Annotated in this window: 12 protein-coding genes and 2 pseudogenes; 5 read left to right on the top strand and 9 right to left on the bottom strand. The window is 73.2% G+C overall.

Features of this window, described 5'->3' with window-relative positions:
- Window positions 1–477: 477 nt before the first annotated feature.
- From K7787_RS06700 to K7787_RS06710, 3 genes are all read right to left on the bottom strand, one after another.
- The gene (locus K7787_RS06700; protein WP_247720611.1) at window positions 478–1,188 is read right to left on the bottom strand and encodes a CBS domain-containing protein; all 711 of its coding nucleotides are present in this window, start codon (window positions 1,186–1,188) and stop codon (window positions 478–480) included.
- A 427-nt stretch (window positions 1,189–1,615) separates the two neighbouring features.
- A complete protein-coding gene (locus tag K7787_RS06705) occupies window positions 1,616–2,827 on the bottom strand; it encodes a cation:proton antiporter (protein ID WP_223000795.1) in 1,212 nt (403 codons plus the stop codon).
- Between the two features lie 278 nt (window positions 2,828–3,105).
- Window positions 3,106–3,810 carry a DUF4396 domain-containing protein gene (locus K7787_RS06710; RefSeq protein WP_009192732.1) on the bottom strand — a complete coding sequence of 235 codons (705 nt, stop codon included), beginning with the start codon at window positions 3,808–3,810 and terminating at the stop codon, window positions 3,106–3,108.
- A gap of 256 nt (window positions 3,811–4,066) precedes the next feature.
- On the opposite strand from K7787_RS06710, the gene K7787_RS06715 reads away from it, so the two are divergent.
- Window positions 4,067–5,746: a chloride channel protein gene (locus tag K7787_RS06715; RefSeq protein WP_197073943.1), complete on the top strand. Its 1,680-nt coding sequence runs from the start codon at window positions 4,067–4,069 to the stop codon at window positions 5,744–5,746.
- A 180-nt stretch (window positions 5,747–5,926) separates the two neighbouring features.
- On the opposite strand, the gene K7787_RS06720 is transcribed toward K7787_RS06715, so the two are convergent.
- Window positions 5,927–6,454, bottom strand: coding sequence for a MarR family winged helix-turn-helix transcriptional regulator (locus K7787_RS06720; RefSeq protein ID WP_019984194.1), 528 nt, complete (start codon window positions 6,452–6,454; stop codon window positions 5,927–5,929).
- 40 nt (window positions 6,455–6,494) lie between these two features.
- Between K7787_RS06720 and K7787_RS06725 the strand changes: the two are divergent.
- The 3 genes and pseudogenes from K7787_RS06725 to K7787_RS06735 form a co-directional block, all read left to right on the top strand.
- A pseudogene (locus K7787_RS06725) lies at window positions 6,495–6,905 on the top strand (LUD domain-containing protein); the annotation flags it as partial.
- Window positions 6,892–7,074: pseudogene (locus K7787_RS06730) on the top strand (LUD domain-containing protein); the annotation flags it as partial. The pseudogenes K7787_RS06725 and K7787_RS06730, both read left to right, overlap by 14 nt.
- A gap of 188 nt (window positions 7,075–7,262) precedes the next feature.
- Window positions 7,263–7,589 carry a hypothetical protein gene (locus K7787_RS06735; protein ID WP_043262224.1) on the top strand — a complete coding sequence of 109 codons (327 nt, stop codon included), beginning with the start codon at window positions 7,263–7,265 and terminating at the stop codon, window positions 7,587–7,589.
- 48 nt (window positions 7,590–7,637) lie between these two features.
- On the opposite strand, the gene K7787_RS06740 is transcribed toward K7787_RS06735, so the two are convergent.
- From K7787_RS06740 to K7787_RS06755, 4 genes are all read right to left on the bottom strand, one after another.
- On the bottom strand, window positions 7,638–8,045 hold the full coding sequence (locus K7787_RS06740; RefSeq protein ID WP_223000797.1) for a VOC family protein: 408 nt from the start codon (window positions 8,043–8,045) through the stop codon (window positions 7,638–7,640).
- A gap of 180 nt (window positions 8,046–8,225) precedes the next feature.
- Entirely contained in the window at window positions 8,226–8,453 is a 228-nt protein-coding gene (locus K7787_RS06745) for a DUF5133 domain-containing protein (protein WP_009192726.1), read from the bottom strand.
- A gap of 428 nt (window positions 8,454–8,881) precedes the next feature.
- Complete coding sequence (locus K7787_RS06750) at window positions 8,882–10,159, bottom strand: ATP-binding protein (protein ID WP_164390959.1); 1,278 nt, start codon at window positions 10,157–10,159, stop codon at window positions 8,882–8,884.
- A gap of 158 nt (window positions 10,160–10,317) precedes the next feature.
- A complete protein-coding gene (locus tag K7787_RS06755; protein ID WP_223000798.1) occupies window positions 10,318–12,126 on the bottom strand; it encodes an SMI1/KNR4 family protein in 1,809 nt (602 codons plus the stop codon).
- Between the two features lie 435 nt (window positions 12,127–12,561).
- Here K7787_RS06755 and K7787_RS06760 point away from each other — a divergent pair, with 435 nt between their 5' ends.
- Window positions 12,562–15,702, top strand: coding sequence for a TIM-barrel domain-containing protein (locus tag K7787_RS06760; RefSeq protein ID WP_308036298.1), 3,141 nt, complete (start codon window positions 12,562–12,564; stop codon window positions 15,700–15,702).
- On the opposite strand, the gene K7787_RS06765 is transcribed toward K7787_RS06760, so the two are convergent.
- A complete protein-coding gene (locus tag K7787_RS06765; protein ID WP_223000799.1) occupies window positions 15,683–16,435 on the bottom strand; it encodes a Type 1 glutamine amidotransferase-like domain-containing protein in 753 nt (250 codons plus the stop codon). The genes K7787_RS06760 and K7787_RS06765 overlap by 20 nt on opposite strands.
- Window positions 16,436–16,501: the final 66 nt, after the last annotated feature.

The raw sequence follows: 16,501 nt of genomic DNA on the forward strand, positions 1-16,501 counted from the left end.
TGGCGGCGCTCGGGAGGCGCAGGCCGAAGGCCGCGATGGCGTTGCTCGGGAGACGCGAGCCGAAGGCCACGGCGGCGGCGCTCGGGAGACGCGAGCCGAAGGCGGGAGGCGCTCGAGGGGCGCGGACCGAAGTCCACGGCAGCGCCGATCGGCGGGCCGCGGGCCGGAGGCACGGCGGCGGCGTCCCGTGGCCCGCCCCGCCTGGCGCGGTCGCGCGGAGCCGGCAGCGTGGACCCCGGGCAACGGGAAGCGACCAGAGACGGCCGGTCACGCGGACAACAGACGATCCGGACGGCAGATCATCCGACCGGCAGGCCACACGCCCAGCCGGTCACCCGGGCGGCAGACCGCGCGGCCAGCCGGTCATCCAGGCGGCAGGGGTCATCCAGGCGCAGCTCACCCAGGCGGCGGGTCACCCGAACGGCAAGTCATCCAGCCGCAAGTCACCCTGCCGGCACAGGTCACCCGGGCACCCCGTCACGGCCGCCGGCCGCCGGGGCCGGCCGCGCCCGGAGCCTGCCCCGGCCCCGGGGCCGCCCGGAGGCCGCCTTCGTGCGGGCCGCCGCGCCCCTCCTCGTCGTCCCGTCCGCCTTCCTCGTCGTCCCGCTCGAAACCGAGCCGGTTCACCACGTCCACCACGCCGTCGACGCTGTCGCACAGGCGTACGGCGACCGTGATCAGGCTCTTGCGCTCCACCGTGCCGCTGAGCGTCACCCGCCCCTCGGCGACCTCGACCGTCAGCGCCGAGGGCGGCAGCCCCAGGGTCTTGACGAGGACGTCCTCCAGGATCTCCTCCTGGATCGCGCGGTCCCTGCGGAGGAACAGCCGCACCAGGTCGCTGCGGCTGACCACGCCGATCAGCCGGCCCTCGCCGTCCACCACGGGCAGTCGCTTGACGTGGTGCCGTTCCATCGTCCGCGCGGCCCGCACCGCGTGCCAGCCGGGTTCGGCGACCACGGCCGGGCTCGTCATCAGGTCCCGTGCGGTGCTGCCCCGGCCGCCGGAGGTCTGTCTGCGCAGCAGATCGGCCTCGGAGACCACCCCGACCGGCCGGTCCTGGTCGTCGACCACGACCACGGCGGTGATGTCGTACTCGTCGAGGACGCGTGCGATCTCCTTGAACGGCGTGCCCGGCCGCACGCTCACGGCGGTGGGCGTCATCAGATCGCCCACGCTGCGTCGCCTCATCGATCAGCTCTCCCTCGGCCCGGCAGGGGCTCCTCACGGCCCGGCATCGGCTCGCGCCCGCCTCGCGGGACGTGCCGCGCGCCGTCCTGGTGCGCCCGGTGGTCTCACCGTACGGCTTCCCGCGGGCCGCGGTGCGCGGAGCGCGTCCGGCCGTCGGCGCCCATGCCGAACAGCGGCTGCCCCGACGGGTAGGCGTAGAACGCACCCCCGGGCTCCGGGCAGCCGCCTCGCGTCCCGTCCGCCCGGCCCGGCCTCCAGTCCACCGCACCCCGCCGCACCGCGCTGAGGCCGGACGGCCCGGGCCGGGGACCCGAACGTCCCTGACACAAGGCGTCAACGTCCCTGACTCAAGGCGTCACCGTCCCTGACACCAGGCGTCGGCGACACAGGGCGTCGGCGCGGTGGGTCCGGGCGCGTCCGGCGGCGCTCACCACGCCTCCGACTCCGCCGCGGACGGCGACGGCCGCCCACCGCGACCGCCGGTGCGCAGCCGCAGCGCCGCGAGCGGCAGGACGAGCACGGAGATCATCGCGGCGCCGACCAGCGCCGCGGCCACGTCCCGGCCGAGGACCTTCTGGTCCACTCCGATGGTCGTGATCGCCACGACGAGCGGCAGACAGGTCGACGCGAACAGGGTGAGCGCCGTACGGTCGCCGCCCCGCAGGCCGCGCGGCGCGAGGAGATGCACCGGGCCGCCGCGCACCAGCAGGAACAGCAGCAGGAAGACCGGCACCAGCAGCAGGGCCCGCCCGTCGTGCAGCAGCGCGCGCAGGTCGAACTCGATGCCGGTGACCACGTAGAACAGCGGCACCAGGAAGCCGAAGCCGAGGGCCTCCACCTTGCCGAAGATCTCTTCGCTGTACGCCGGCGAGGCCCCGTGCAGCACCAGCCGGGTGAGGACGCCGGCGGCGAAGGCGCCGAGCAGGATGTCCAGGCCGAACGCCTCCGCGAGGGCCAGCATGCCGGCCAGGATCAGCATGACGAAGCGGACCGCGAACTGTCCGCTGCTGTGCAGGGTCTTCTCGGCGAGCCGGGTGAACCAGGGCGGGCGGCTGCGCAGCGCCCACAGGACGGCGCCCGCGGTGATCGCCGCGAACAGGATCAGCAGGACCGCCGACAGGCCGGGCCTGCGCCCGCTGAGCAGGAGCGCCGTCGCGACGACCGGCCCGAACTCCCCCACCGCCCCGAAGGCGGACATCATCGTGCCGAAGCGGCTGTGCAGGTCGCCTTCGTCCCGCAGGATCGGCAGGACGGTGCCCAGCGCCGTGCTGGTCAGGGCGGTGCCGATGACGAAGGCCCGGTACGTCTGGCCGCCGCCGAGCAGGAAACCGAGGCCGATGCCGGCCGCGAGCGAGATCAGCCAGGCCGCCGTGGCGCGGCGCAGGACGGCGCCCCGGACGGCCGCGAAGTCGATCTCGTAGCCCGCCATGAAGATCAGCATGGCCAGCCCCAGGTCGGACAGGGTGTCGATGACCTCGTCGGGGTGCGCCCAGCCGAGGACCGCGGGCCCGAGGACGATGCCGAGGGCGATCTCGAAGATGACCAGCGGGATACGGACCCGGCGGGCGGCCCCCTCGGCGAGGACCGGCGCGAGGACGGCGGCCGCCATGATCAGGACGAGGGCGCCGGGATGGGTCATCGGCCGTGCGGCCCGCCGCCGTGGCCGGCCGCGCTCCCGTGCGCCGCGCCGACGGCCCCGGCGGGCGGGAGCGGGGGACGGGCCTCGGTGTTCCGGAGCATCTCGATCTCCTCGCGGGCGCGTGCGGGAACCGGCGCCTGAACCGGCACGACCAGTTGCGAGCCTCGCCCGGAGACCTCCCCGGCGCGACCCGGCGTACGCCATCGGTGGCGCCGCCGTCCTGCCGTCACCCGGCGGTCACGTGCGCGGGCGCCGCGCCCTCGCATCCGCTACACCCGCTACATCCGCTCCTTCCACCCGATGCGCACGAGCCAGGCGTTGACCGGCCAGGCGGTGAAGAAGCCGAGGACCATGGAGAGCTGCATCATCATCCAGTAGGCGGCCGAGGTCTTCGGCAGGCCCGGCGCGAAGATCACTTCCTGGTAGAGCCACATGCCCAGGAACAGGCCGATCTGGAAGGCCACGATGGACAGGGTGTCGGCCTTGACCGCCGCCCGGACGCCCTCGGCCCGGCTCACCTGGCGCATCGGCACGATGGTGAAGTACTGGAAGAGGATGCCGAGCACCCAGGCGAACGCGAAGTCCAGCGCGAAGTCCGCGTACAGGGCCTTGCCGGCGAGGGTGAGGCCGACTGCGAAGACCAGCCACTCCGCGCCGATGTCGCCGAGCGTGCAGCCGGCTCCGCAGTGGCTGACGGCCTTCGACATCACGTTCCAGCGCGGCAGCTCGTCCGGGTCCGGCATGCCCTCCCGTTCCACCGCGCGCCTCGACTGGCGCCTGCCGTGGCGGAAGTAGAACCACAGGGCGACCGGCCCCCAGTACAGGGCGGTGACCGGATACACCAGGTTCATGATCCACATCTTCTGCCGGAAGCCGAGCACGAAGACGTCGATCAGGATGACCAGGGCACAGGCGAAGGCCACGGCGAGGCTGAACCAGCCGAGGGCCTCGATCCAGCCGGCCGGACGGGTGTGGGGCTGCATACACGCACCTACGGGGTCGTACGGATCACGGGAGCCGCTTCGCCGGACGAGTGCCCGCCCGGCGGTCCGGCACGCGGGCGGTCTCGCTCTGCGGCGCCCACCGTACTATTTTGCATAATGCAAAAGTGAGGAAGGGGAAACAGTGGGCGCCATACCGGTGACGGCCGACGGCGAGCGAGGGGCCGGCCACGGGACGACGGAGAGCCTCGGCCGGGCGCCGCGCCTCGCGGGAGTGCGCGACGCGGCGTGGGGCGTGATGGCGCTGGCCGTGGTGGTCGGCGCCGGGGCGGGCGCGGGCTCGATCGTCTTCCGCTGGTGCATCCAGACCTTCACCCGCCTGCTCTCCGGCCATGCCGACTACTCCGCCTCCCCGGGCGCGGCCCATCCGCACCTGCCCTGGCTGGGGCCGTACTTCGTCGTCCTCGCCCCGGCGGTGGGCGGCCTGCTGTACGGGCCGCTGGTCAACCGGTTCGCCAAGGAGGCGCGCGGGCACGGCGTGCCCGAGGTGATGCTCGCGGTGGCGCAGCGCGGCGGCCGGATCAGCCCGAAGGTGGCCGTGGTCAAGACGCTCGCCTCGGCCCTGACCATCGGCTCCGGCGGCTCGGTGGGCCGCGAGGGCCCCATCGTGCAGATCGGCTCGGCGCTCGGGTCCACGCTCGGCCGCGTGACGCGGGCCGCCGAGGGCCGTACGAAGCTCCTGGTGGCGTGCGGCGCGGCGGGCGGCATCGCGGCCACCTTCAACGCGCCGCTGGCCGGCGTCTTCTTCGCCATGGAGCTGATCCTGGGCGTGTTCTCGGCGGAGGCGTTCGGCGCGGCGGTGCTGGCCAGCGTCACCGCGAGCGTCATCGGGCGGGCCGCCTTCGGTGACGCGGCCTTCCTGGAGCTGCCCGACTTCCATGTCGCCCACCTCACGCAGTACGCCCTGTTCGCCCTGCTCGGCGTGGTGGCCGCCGTGGTGGGGACGGGCTTCGCGCGTTTCCTGTACCTCGTCGAGGACGCCTGCGACTGGCTCTGGCGCGGTCCGGAGTGGCTGCGCCCGGCGGTCGGCGGGCTGGCGCTCGGCCTGGTCCTGCTCGCGCTGCCCGAGATGTACGGCGTCGGCTACCCGGTCCTGGAGAAGGCGACCGAGGGCGGTTACGCGATCGGCTTCCTGCTCCTGCTGCTGGCCGGCAAGATGCTCGCCACCAGCCTGACCATCGGCATCGGCGGTTCGGGCGGCGTCTTCGCGCCCAGCCTGTTCATCGGCGCGATGCTCGGCTCGGCCTACGGCATCGGCGTCCACCAGCTGCTGCCCGGCTCGGCCGGCGCCGTGGGCGCCTACGCCCTGGTCGGCATGGGCGCGGTGTTCGCGGGCGCGGCCCGCGCGCCCATCACGGCGGTGGTCATCCTCTTCGAACTCACCGGCGAGTACTCGATCATCCTGCCGCTGATGCTGGCCATCGTGCTGGCCACCGCCACCGGCCGGCTGCTGTCCCGCGACACCATCTACACGCTCAAGCTGCGCCGTCGCGGCATCGACCTCGACGGGCCCGCGCCCGGAGCGCGGATCGGCGCGCAGCACGTCGGCGGCGTCATGGAGCCGCTGCCCTCGCCGCTGCCCGCGACCACACCCCTGACCGACGCGGCCGAGCTGCTGAGCCGGTCGGGCCACGGCGCGCTCCCGGTCGTCGACGGCGGCGGGGGCTACGTCGGTGTCGTCACCGCCCAGGCGGTGGCCGAGGCGCTGGCGGAACAGCCCGACGCCGCCCCGGCGACGATCGGGCCGCTGGCCGCGCCGCCCGCGCCCGTCACCGTCGGCCAGCCCCTCGCCCAGGCCCTGCAGACGCTGCTGACGGCGGCCGGCACCGGGGTCCCGGTCCTGGACGACCGGCACGGCGAACCGGTCGGCTGGCTCAGCCACCAGAGCGCCCTGCGCGCGGTGCACACGAGCGCCTGATCGCGGCGCGGCAGCGCGTCGTCGGCGTCGTCGCGCGCGGCAGCGTTCCGGCCCTGAGGGTCCCGGGGGTCCGCGCGGGTCGGACACCGCCCGCGCGGTCGCCTCTCCCGGCGGAGCCGGGCCGGGCGGTCAGGCGTCGGGCGGTCAGGCGTCAGGCGTCAGGCGTCGGGCGTCGGCCGGTCAGGCGTCGGGCATGGCCGGGGAGTCGTCCCAGCCGAGCGGGAACACCTCCGCCCCGTCCGGTGCGGGCGGCTCCCCGCCCGCCCTGTTGAACGCGGCCAGGGCCTCGATGAGGGCCAGCCGCTGCGTCGAGCTGAGCCGTTCCACGATCGCGGCGATCTCCGCGCGGCGGCGGCCCGTGACCGCCTCGACCGTGCGCCGCCCCTCCTCCGTCAGCCGCAGCAGGGTCTCCCGGCGGTTGCCCGGATTGGGCTGGCGGTCGGCGAGCCCGGCCGCGATCAGCCGGTCCACCATGCGCATGGCCGTGGACGGCGCGACCTGCAGCAGGTCGGCGAGCGCGACCAGCTTGGTGGCGCCCCGGGTGGACAGGACGACCAGCATCCGGAACTGCGGCAGGGTCACCCGGTCCTCGACCTCGGCGAGGGAGCGGGCGGAGACCGCCACCAGCAGCCGGGAGGCGGTCAGCACCGCCCGGGTCACCGCATCGACGTCCTCCATCGTCCCCGCGGGGATCTCATGCTCCGGCATGTCTCCTTTCTACCGTGCCGCGCCCGCCGCCCCCACACGTGGGCGTCCGGTCGTCTCACACCTTCCACGACCCGCCGAACTCGCCGAAGCCGCCCGCCTCCACCTCCGCGAGAAATTCCTGCGTGCCGAAGTCGCCATCTCCGGGGCCGACTTCATGGTCGCCGAGACTGGCGCCCTCGTCGTCGTCGAGTCCGAGGGCAACGGACGCATGTGCCTCACCCTCCCCGACACCCTCATCTCCGTCGCCGGCATCGAGAAGATCCTCCGCGGCGCCTGCTACGACGTCTGCCCCGTCGCCATCGACATCCCCGAAGTTCTCGTCCACCTGCGCCAACGCGTGGCGATCCAGGGAGGCAAGGGACATCGGCCGGCGAAGGCCGCGATCACGGCGGCGAGTTGGGTGCTCGACCGTCCGGCCGTCCCGGCCGCCGATGAGCGCGCGGCAACTCGACTCCACGGACACGGTGGTGACGGGCTGCGCCGTGGATGTCGCGGAGACCGGGACCATCGTGCTCGACGGAGGATGGGGGCAGGGGCGGCGGGCGCTCACCCTGGCGCCCGATCTCCATGTCGTCGTGGTGCGGGCGCCGGACCAGGTCGTCGCCTCCGTGCCGACCGCTGCCAGTCCTCGACCCGCTACAGATTCAGCGAGAGATCCAGTGAGAGATCCAGCGAGATATAAATAGATCTATCAGACAAATTAGAGCGTACGAGTGTTTACCTGGTTAAAAGCTGTGAACGATGTCTAACTTTCTCCCTGTCAGTTTCCAGCCTGAAATGGGCTGCAATGACCCGACAGGGAGAGATAATGCGCAAGTTCCAGAAGGCCGCTGTCGTCGTGGCCCTCCTCGGCAGCGTCGGCTTCATCGGTGCCGGTGCGGCCCAGGCCCACGGCGGTGACGGCGGGCGGAAGGCTGACACCCGGCAGAGCCAGGAGCGCGACGGCGGCGGCAGCGGCGGCGGCGCGCTGATCGACAGCCACCAGAGCCAGACCTGCACCGGTCAGTTCGACGCCCAGCAGGGCCTCGTCGACGTCCAGGACCTGGGTGTCGCCGCCAACGCCATCGTCGGCATCGGCAACCCGGTCGGCAAGACCACCTCGGTGGCCTGCCCCTCGGCCCTCACCTTCGGCTGACGGACGCCGTAGCGGCAGGCCAGGGCCACGCCCTGGCCTGCCACCGCCTCACGACGAGGCGGTCGGCGCCTGCTCGTGGCTCCCGTAGGGCCGCGTGATGATCTCCATGCCGTGTCCGGCCGGATCCATGAAGTACACGCCGCGCCCGCCGTGGTGGTGGTTGATCTCGCCGGGCTGCTTCAGGTGCGGATCGGCGTAGTACGCGATCCCGGCCTCCCGGATGCGCGCGAAGGCCGCGTCGAACTCCTCGTCGGAGACGAGGAAGGCGTAGTGCTGCATGACGATCGACTCCGCCGGGACGGCGGCGAAGTCCAGGGTGACCCTGTTGGCGGTCGCCACCGGAAGGAACGGGCCCCATTCGGTCCCGACCTCGAGCCCCAGGACGTGGGCCAGGAACTCGGCCGACTCCCGCTTGTCCCGGGCATGGACGATGGTGTGATTCAACTCGACTGACATCTGTGGAATGCCTCCGCAAGGCAATCTCACGGGCACCTCCATGCCTCACCCGGCCGGTGACCGACACGCGATGCCGTGCCCTGATCCTAGGCACCCCCGCCCGCAGCGTCGAGCCCCGCACCCGGCACCGCCTCCGACTCCGCCGACCCCGTTACCGTCCGGCCCGGGCGACCGGTCGGGTCAGCTCGTGAACGAGTCGTCCTCCGGGCGTGCCCCGGGCAGGTGGTGGCGGGCGGCGATCAGGGCCGCGTCCACGTCCTGGGTGCCGGTCGACACGCACAGGGTGTAGGCCACGTCCTGCATCCGCTGGCGTACCCGATCGCTCTCCGCGTCGGCCGCGTGCAGGGCCGCCAGAGCCTCGTACTGCTCGATGAGATCCCGCAGCACCGCGGGGTGGGCCAGCAGCATCGGAGCACTCCTTCCACTCCGCCGCACGTCGCCGGGCGGGCCGTGCGCTCCTCCCCCGATTCTCCGCCCGCCCCGTCCCACCCGCCACGTGACCGGACGGTCGGGGGCCGGGGAGAGGACAGGTCCGGCCTGCCGTCTGCGGCCTGCGGGAGTGCGGCCCCGGTCCTAGTCTGGAGGTATGGACGAGGACAGACACGTCTGCCCGGTCTGCGGGCAGACGCTGGGCACGGTCGTCCGGCGGCACAAGACCCTGGGCGTATGGGTGCCCGTGCGACGACCCGGCCCGTGCCGCAACCCAGACTGCGGGTCTCCCGCTCAGCCTCCTCCCACCCGGTCCTCTCCCGCCCGGCCCTCGCCCGCTCAGCCCTCCCGCGAGCAGCCGGACGAGCCGCAGGAGCCGCGCCCGGAGGAGTAGGGCCCGTCCGCGCTCAGAGCCGGCTGTATGTGTCGATGTCCTCCTCGAACTCCTCGATCGCCCGGGCCGTGAGCGTGGGCCGGGTGTCGGCGATGGCCGTCATGAAGTCCTCGGTGGTGGCCGGTCCGCCGCGCCGCTCGGCGACCTCGCGTTCGAAGGCCGCCTGGGCGCCCTTGCGGGCCGCGAACTCGATGTCGGCCGGGGTGAACAGCTCGCTGGCGCCGACCAGTCGGGCGAGGTCCACCGAGCCGGTGCCGGCCCTGAGGTAGCGGGTCCAGATCGCCGCGCGGGCGGTGGGGTCGGGCGGGCCGATGGGGATGACGTAGTCGAACCGGCCCGGGCGCAGGAAGGCCGCGTCCAGGGAGCGTACGGAGTTGGTGGCGCAGGCCAGCAGGCACGCGTCGTGCTCGCGGAAGACCGGGATGAGCTTGAGCAGTTCGTTGGTCACCCCGTGCCCGGGATCGACCGCCTTCCCGGACCGCGCCCCGGCGATCTCCTCGACCTCGTCGATGAAGAGCACGACCGAGTCGAGCACCGCCAGGTCGGCGAACGCCTCCCGCAGGGCGGCGGCGAGGCCCTCGCTGGTGTCGGCCGCGAGCCGGGAGGGGAACAGCTCCACGAACGGCCAGCCGAGCCGCGAGGCCACCGCCTTGGCGAAGCTGGTCTTGCCCGTGCCCGGCGGCCCGAACAGGATGACCGCCTTGGGCGGCACGACGCCGTAGCGGTCGGCGAGCGCCGGCTCGGTCAGCGGGAGCACCACACGGCGTTCGATGACCTGCTTCTCCTGCTCCATCCCGGCCAGGGCGTCCCAGAGGCCCTCGGGCAGGAGCCGGCCGCCGAGCGCGGCGAGGACGTCGGCGTTGGCGGTGCCCAGCGGTTCGAGTTTCTCGTAGTAGGTGAGGTCGTCGCGGGACCGGTAGCCGGAGTTCTCCAGCGCCTTCGTACCGGCGGCGTGCGCCGGGAGCAGCGCGCTGATGTGGCGGACCCCGAGCGCCCGCAGCCGCCGCTCCAGCTCCGCGACGAGGGCGCTGCCGATCCCGCGCTCGCGCCAGCGGGCGGCGAGCGCCACCAGGAGGATCCAGCCCCGCCGGCCGGACGCCTGCGCGACGGCCATGCCCACCAACTCGTCGCCGACCAGCGCGACCACCGCCGTCTGGCCCGCCTTGGCCGCGGCCATCACCTCGGAGACGGGGAACACGCGGTCCTCGTCGGCGCGGCGGCTCTGGTCCCAGATCTGGATGGCCTGGTCGAGATCGTCTTCGTGATAGTCGCGCAGATGCCATGCGGGCATCGTCACCACCACCTCACCTGGCACGGTGGTCCCATTGTCTCCCGCGAGCGCGCGGGACGACGAGCCCGGCGCCTCGGCCGCGGGCGGGGACACCCCGCGTGACCGCGCCCGAGGCACACTCCGGGCCGATCAGCGTCCTCGCGTCGGCCCCGCGCCGATCAGTTGCCCCGCGCCGCCCCTCGCGCCTCCAGATCCCGGTCCAGTTCGTCGCGCCACTCCTCGCTGAGCCTGCGGTGCAGGATGGACGCGGCGGCGATCGGCAACGGCAGCTGAAGGAACCGGCGGAGCGTGTCGGCGGCGTCGGCGCGCAGTTGCCAGGCCTCGAAGTCCTCGCGGGTGACGGGGAGTTCGGGCGCGTCCCGGCCCCGCCGCCAGGACGGTTCCAGGGCCGGCCGGGCCGCCGTGGCCTCGGCGACGAGGGCGCGCATGCGCAGGTCCAGGGGGCCGTCCTCGACAAGCTCCGGTGTCTCGCCGCGGTCGACGGCCGCGAGGACGAGCGTCGCCTCGGGGTGGGTGTCCAGACCCGTCTCCGCGGCGAGTCTGCGCAGTTGCGCGGCCAGGGCCGTACGCAGCCGGGGCTCCGGGGTGCGTTCGACCAGCGCGTCCAGGTCGAGATGGCGTATCTCCGAGACGGGACGGCGCGACCACTCGGGGATGTCCTCCAGGACCGGCAGGACCAGGCCGCTGCTCAGCGGCTCGTCGCGCACGCGGTCCGGGTCGAAGTCGATGCCGCAGGCGTCGCGCAGCCCGGCGAGGAGGTCGGTGTACGCGGCCGTGGAGCCCGGCCAGGGATCGACGCCGACCGTCTGCGCCCAGTCGCCGTCCGGGAGCCGTACGTAGTCCTCCCGGGGTGAGGACACCAGCCGGTCGTGGGCGCCGTCGGCGTATGGAGCGCCGTTCTCGTACACGGTGACGCGCGCCTCAGGGCCTCGCTTGGTCAGGGCCACGACCCGGGTGTCGCGGGCCAGCCTGCGCAGGACCTCCGGGCGGGTCAGCTGCTCGGTCCCGGCGCTCTGCGTCACGAAACCCCAGCCGCCGCAGCGGCCCGCGCGCACCAGGGGCCGGGCGGCCGCCCAAGGACTCGCCGCCGACCGCGCGGCTTCGGCGTGGGTGCGCGCACGGACGGTTTCCCTCCCCACCACGCCGACGCGCAGCAGGAGTTCGTCCGGGTGCACGCCCTCGGCGAAGACGACGTCCGGCTGGTGCGGTTGCGGTGCCCGGGACCGTACGAAGCCGATGGTGGCGTACGTCCCGTTCCCCGACGGCTCCGGCCGGGGCGCGGGCGGCGGTCCGGGTTCGGGTGTGCGCGCGGCGAGGTCGAGCAGGGAGGTGGGCCGTGCCTTGACGGCGCGCGTGGGCTCCTCCCAGATCAGCGCGCCGTCGACGGCGAGAGGGATCCGGCCGCCGATCGGCAGCCGCCGTTCCAGGGCGTCGGCGAACGCCGACAGCGCCGCCCGCAGCGAGGGCCACTCGCTGAACGAGGGGGCGTCCTCGTTGAAGTAGTCGCCCACGCGGCCGTAGTCGTCGCCCGCGCGGCAGGTGAGGAACAGGCCGTCCTGGGCGTCCCAGGCGACGCCATGGGTGATCAGCAGCCACTCGTGGCGCCAGTACGCGTTGAGTTCGTGGTCGTCCTCGTCGTCGTACGCGTCCTCGACGTCCTCGCCGACGTCCCGCAGGAACAGCGTGTTGTCCACGATGCCGGTGATCCCGGCGAACGGGCCGTTGAGCGCGAACACCGGTGCGCCCTCGCTCAGTTCGGTGCCGTCGTGGCAGCGGAGCGAGGCGACGAGGTCGGGGTGGAAGGTCAGTCCGAGCCGCTGCTCGGCGGCCGCTATCGCGCCCGGCGACGCGGGCGGCCGCAGCAGGGCCCGGCTCAGCGGCGCGTGCTCCGCGAGCCAGGCGTCGATGCGGGCCCAGGAGTCCTCTACGGTCGGCAGCGGCTCGGCCGCGGAAGTGGTCGACGTCATTGGATCACCTTAGGAGCGACCACTGACAGCGCCTCGGCGAGGAGGCCGGCCACGCCCCTGCCGCCCTGCCCGGCGGGGTGTTCCGCAATTTTCCGCGCCGCCCTCATGTACATGACGGAGGCGGCGTGCTGTGATGCCTCTGCACGTTTTACAACGCTGAAAAGCGGGCGGGAGAAGCGGTTCCCGGCCGCCTGCCGGCCTGAGAAACGGAGCTGTCCAATGAGACCCCTTCACACGAGGCGACGGCCGGGACACGCGCGGTGGCGGGCGTCCGCCGCCGCCCTGGGGACGGCCGCCGCGGTCACGCTGTCCGGTGCGGGAACCGCGTCGGCGGCGACACAGACACAGACATCGACATCCGCGTCCGCCATCGCATCCGCATTCACATCCGCGTCCGCGTCGGGGCACGGTGCGCACGCCCGGCGCGCTCCCGTCGTGAAGTCGGGCGACGCCCGTTTCGAAGTCCTGTCGCCGACGCTGATCCGCACCGAGTACGCGGGCGACGGCGCGTTCGTCGACGCGGCCACCTTCAACGCGGTCGGCCGCGACGACTTCGCCCCGGCCGCCTACACCACCGAGACGACCGACGGCTGGCTGACCATCAGGACGAGCGCGCTGACCCTGCGCTACCGGGTGGGCTCAGGACCGTTCGACGCCCGCAATCTCTCGGTGCGGTTGACGGCGGGCGGCGCCCCGGTCACCGCCACGCCCTGGCAGCGGCTGTCCTGTGCGCTCGGCCGGCTGTGCGAGGCGGAGAGCCTGCGGCTCGACGGTCTGTCCGTGGCCTCCGACCACACCGGCCACACCGGTGCCGGCTTCGCCGCGGGATTCGCGACCAGCGGCAGCTCGGCGACCGCTGACATCGTTGTCGACAGCGCCGGGACGTACCAATTCGCTCTCCGCTACGCCAACTCCCTCGGCGGCGACGGCAGGAACGAGGCCCGGACGCTGACCCTCACGGTCGACGGGGGCGCACGGCAGACGGTGACGCTGCCGGCCACGGCCGACTGGAACACCTGGAAGCTCGCCACCGCGAACGTCGCGCTCGGAGCGGGCCACCACACGATCGCGCTCACCCGCACCGCCTCCGACACCGGGAACGTCAACGTCGACAGCGTCGCGCTGGTGCGCCCCGGCGACCCGTACCCGGCGGTGTCCACCACGGCGATCACCGACTGTGCGCTCGGCGTGAGTTGCGAGGCGGAGGCCGGGCGGGCCGCCGGCACCGCGACCAGCGCCACCGACCACCGGGGTTACGCGGGCGCCGGGTTCGTCGCCGAGCTGAACCAGGGATCGAGCCTGACCACGCACCTGGTCGAGGTGCCCGCCGACGGCACGTACACCCTGCGGGTGCGCTACGCCAACGGCACCGGCGGCGACGGACGCCACCAGACCCGTACCGCCTCGGTGACGGCGGGCGCGGCCACCGGCACGCTGACGCTGCCCGCGACGAAGGACTGGGACGACTGGCAGACCGCCTCGGTGCCGGTGGCCCTGAAGGCGGGCGAGAACGATGTCACGCTCGGCTGCCCCGCCCCGGACAGCTGCCACGTCAACCTGGACACCGTCTCCGTGACCGCCGCCGGCGCCGCCGCCCCGCAGCCGCACATCGCGCTCGGCGGCTACCGCCGCGGTCTGGACGGCGTGACGGGCCAGGGCGACGCCCCGGCGACCACGCCCGGCCTGCTGAACAAGGACGGCTGGTACCTGCTGGACGACACCCCGTCGGCGCTCTACGACACGGCGACGCGGAAGGTGACACCGCGGCCCGCGCACAACGGCCAGCCCTACCAGGACGGTTACGTCTTCGGCTACGGGCACGACTACAAGCAGGGCCTCACCGATCTCGCCACGCTCACGGGTCCGCCAGCACTGCTGCCCCGATGGGCGTACGGCGTCTGGTACTCGGAGTACATCGACCGCACCGCGGCCGACTACGAGGACACCATCCTGCCCGCCTTCCGGTCCGAAGGCGTCCCGCTGGACGTGCTGGTGACCGACACGGACTACAAAGCCGTGAACAACTGGAGCGGTTGGGAGATCGACGCCGGAAAGTTCCCCGATCCGAAGGGGTTCTTCGACTGGTCGGCGACGCAGGGCCTGCACAACACGCTCAACGTGCACCCGAGCATCCTCGCCTCCGATCCGCAGTTCGCGCGGGCGCAGGCCACGGCCAAGGGCAAGCTGACGAAGGGCGGTTGCGCCTCGGGCGCCTCGGTCGAGAACAACTGCTACACCTTCGACTTCGGCGACCCCGACCAGCTCAAGGCCTATCTGGATCTGCACCGGACCATGGACGAGCAGGGCAACGACTTCTGGTGGCTCGACTGGTGCTGCGACTCCTCGCAGTCGTCCCTGCCGGGTGTGACGCCGGACGCCTGGATCAACCAGCAGTACGCCGGCCTCACCGGCGAGACCCTCGGCCGCGGCTTCGTCCTCTCCCGCGCCTACGGCTCCCTGCAGGCGGGCGGTTACAGCGGTCAGCAGGCGCTGCCGACCGGACCGTGGGCGGACAAGCGCACCACCGTGCACTTCACCGGCGACACCTCCTCCACCTGGGGCACCCTGAAGCTGGAGGTCGGCTACACCCCGGGCGAGTCCGCCGCGACCGGGATGGCCGCGGTCACCCATGACATCGGCGGCCACAACGACACGACGGGACTGACCGGTTCGGAGACCTACACCGACGGCGGGCAGACCCGCACCACGCACAAGCTGCCCGACGACCTGTACGCCCGCTGGGTGCAGTTCGGCGCGTTCCAGCCGATCGACCGCCTGCACAGCAACCACAGCGACCGGCTGCCCTGGCAGTACGGCGACCAGGCGCGGAAGTCCGCCGACGCGTTCCTCAACCTCCGCGAGAACCTGGTGCCGTACACCTACTCGCTGGCCGAGGAGGCGAACCGCACCGGCGTGCCGATCGTCCGTCCCACCTACCTGGAGTATCCGGACGAACCCGAGGCCTACACCGCCGCGGGCGGCGAGTACTTCTACGGCTCCGACGTGCTGGTCGCCCCGGTGACGACGCCGGGGACGACCGCGACCACCTCGGTGTGGTTCCCGCCCGGCCGATGGACCGACTACTTCACCGGCAAGACCTACCAGGGCGGCACCACCCAGGACATCACCACGAGCCTGGACACCATGCCGGTGTTCCTCAGGGCCGGCGGCATCCTGCCGACCCGCACCCACGACGTGACCGCCGACGACAAGGCCCCGCTGACCGACGTCACCCTGACCGTCGCCGCCGGCGCCCCGGGGACGACGAGCCTCTACGAGGACGACGGCGAAGCCGCCCCCGGCAAGGCCCGCAGCGCCACCACGACCATCCGGTACGCGGAGTCCGGCGGCCGTCACACCCTGACGATCGGCCCCGCGAAGGGCTCCTTCCCCGGCCAGGTCAAGGACCGCCGCTGGACCGTCTCCGTCGTCGGCGCCGAGCCCCCGACCCGCGTCACGGCCGCCGGCCTGCGCCTCCCGTCCCATGCCTACCGCTGGAACGCCACCACCCACACCCTGACGATCACCCTCCCCCACCACTCCACCCACACCCCGCTCACCGTCGCCTACCAGTAGCGGCCGCGCCCGCCTCACCCCCGCCGAGCAACCTGCACGGCAGCGCCCGCTCCCGCGCCCCCTGGCCCGCCTCCGCCCACACCCGGCGGAGGCGGGCCTTCGGAGTCCGGGAGACCGCCTCTTCGAGCCGGCCGTCCGCGAAGAGCGCCCCCACCCCGTCCTCGACCGCCCACCCGGCGGACAGCCGGCCGGTGGCCACGGCCTCCCGGTAGGAGTCGCGGCGGCCCGGTTCGCTGTCGTAGTGCGGACACACCGAGCCCGGCAGGATGCCCAGTCCGTCCCGCAGGAACGTCAACGGCCCGAAGGAATCGGTGTGCGAGCCCTCCAGCCAGCAGTTGGCGCCGGCGCTGATTCCACACAGCAGCGTCCCGCGGTCACACGCCTCGCGCAGCAGCCGGTCGACTCCGTGCACCCGCCAGACGGCCAACAGATTGGCGGTGTTGCCGCCGCCGACGTAGACGACGTCCTGACCGAGCAGATACGTCCGCAGCGCCTCGTCGTCCAACTCCCGCCGGAACAAGCGCAGTACGGACGGTTCGCAGTCGCGCGACCGGAAGGCGGTCAGGAACTGATCGATGTACGCGGGCGCGTCGCCGCTGGCGGTGGGGACGAAGCACACCCTGGGGCGAGGGCTCCTCGCCCGGCCCAGCAGCCAGTCGTCCAGCAGCCCGTCCTCGTCCGTGGAGAAGCCCCCGCCGAGAAGCGCGACCCGACGAGTCGGAACGACCACCATGCCAGTGCCTCCTGCCGCTGCGTCGAAGCGGGTCGGTGCGCACCTTGCCGCTCCGCGGCCGTCCTC

Source organism: Streptomyces sennicomposti (assembly GCF_019890635.1).
Classification (GTDB): Bacteria; Actinomycetota; Actinomycetes; order Streptomycetales; family Streptomycetaceae; genus Streptomyces; species Streptomyces sennicomposti.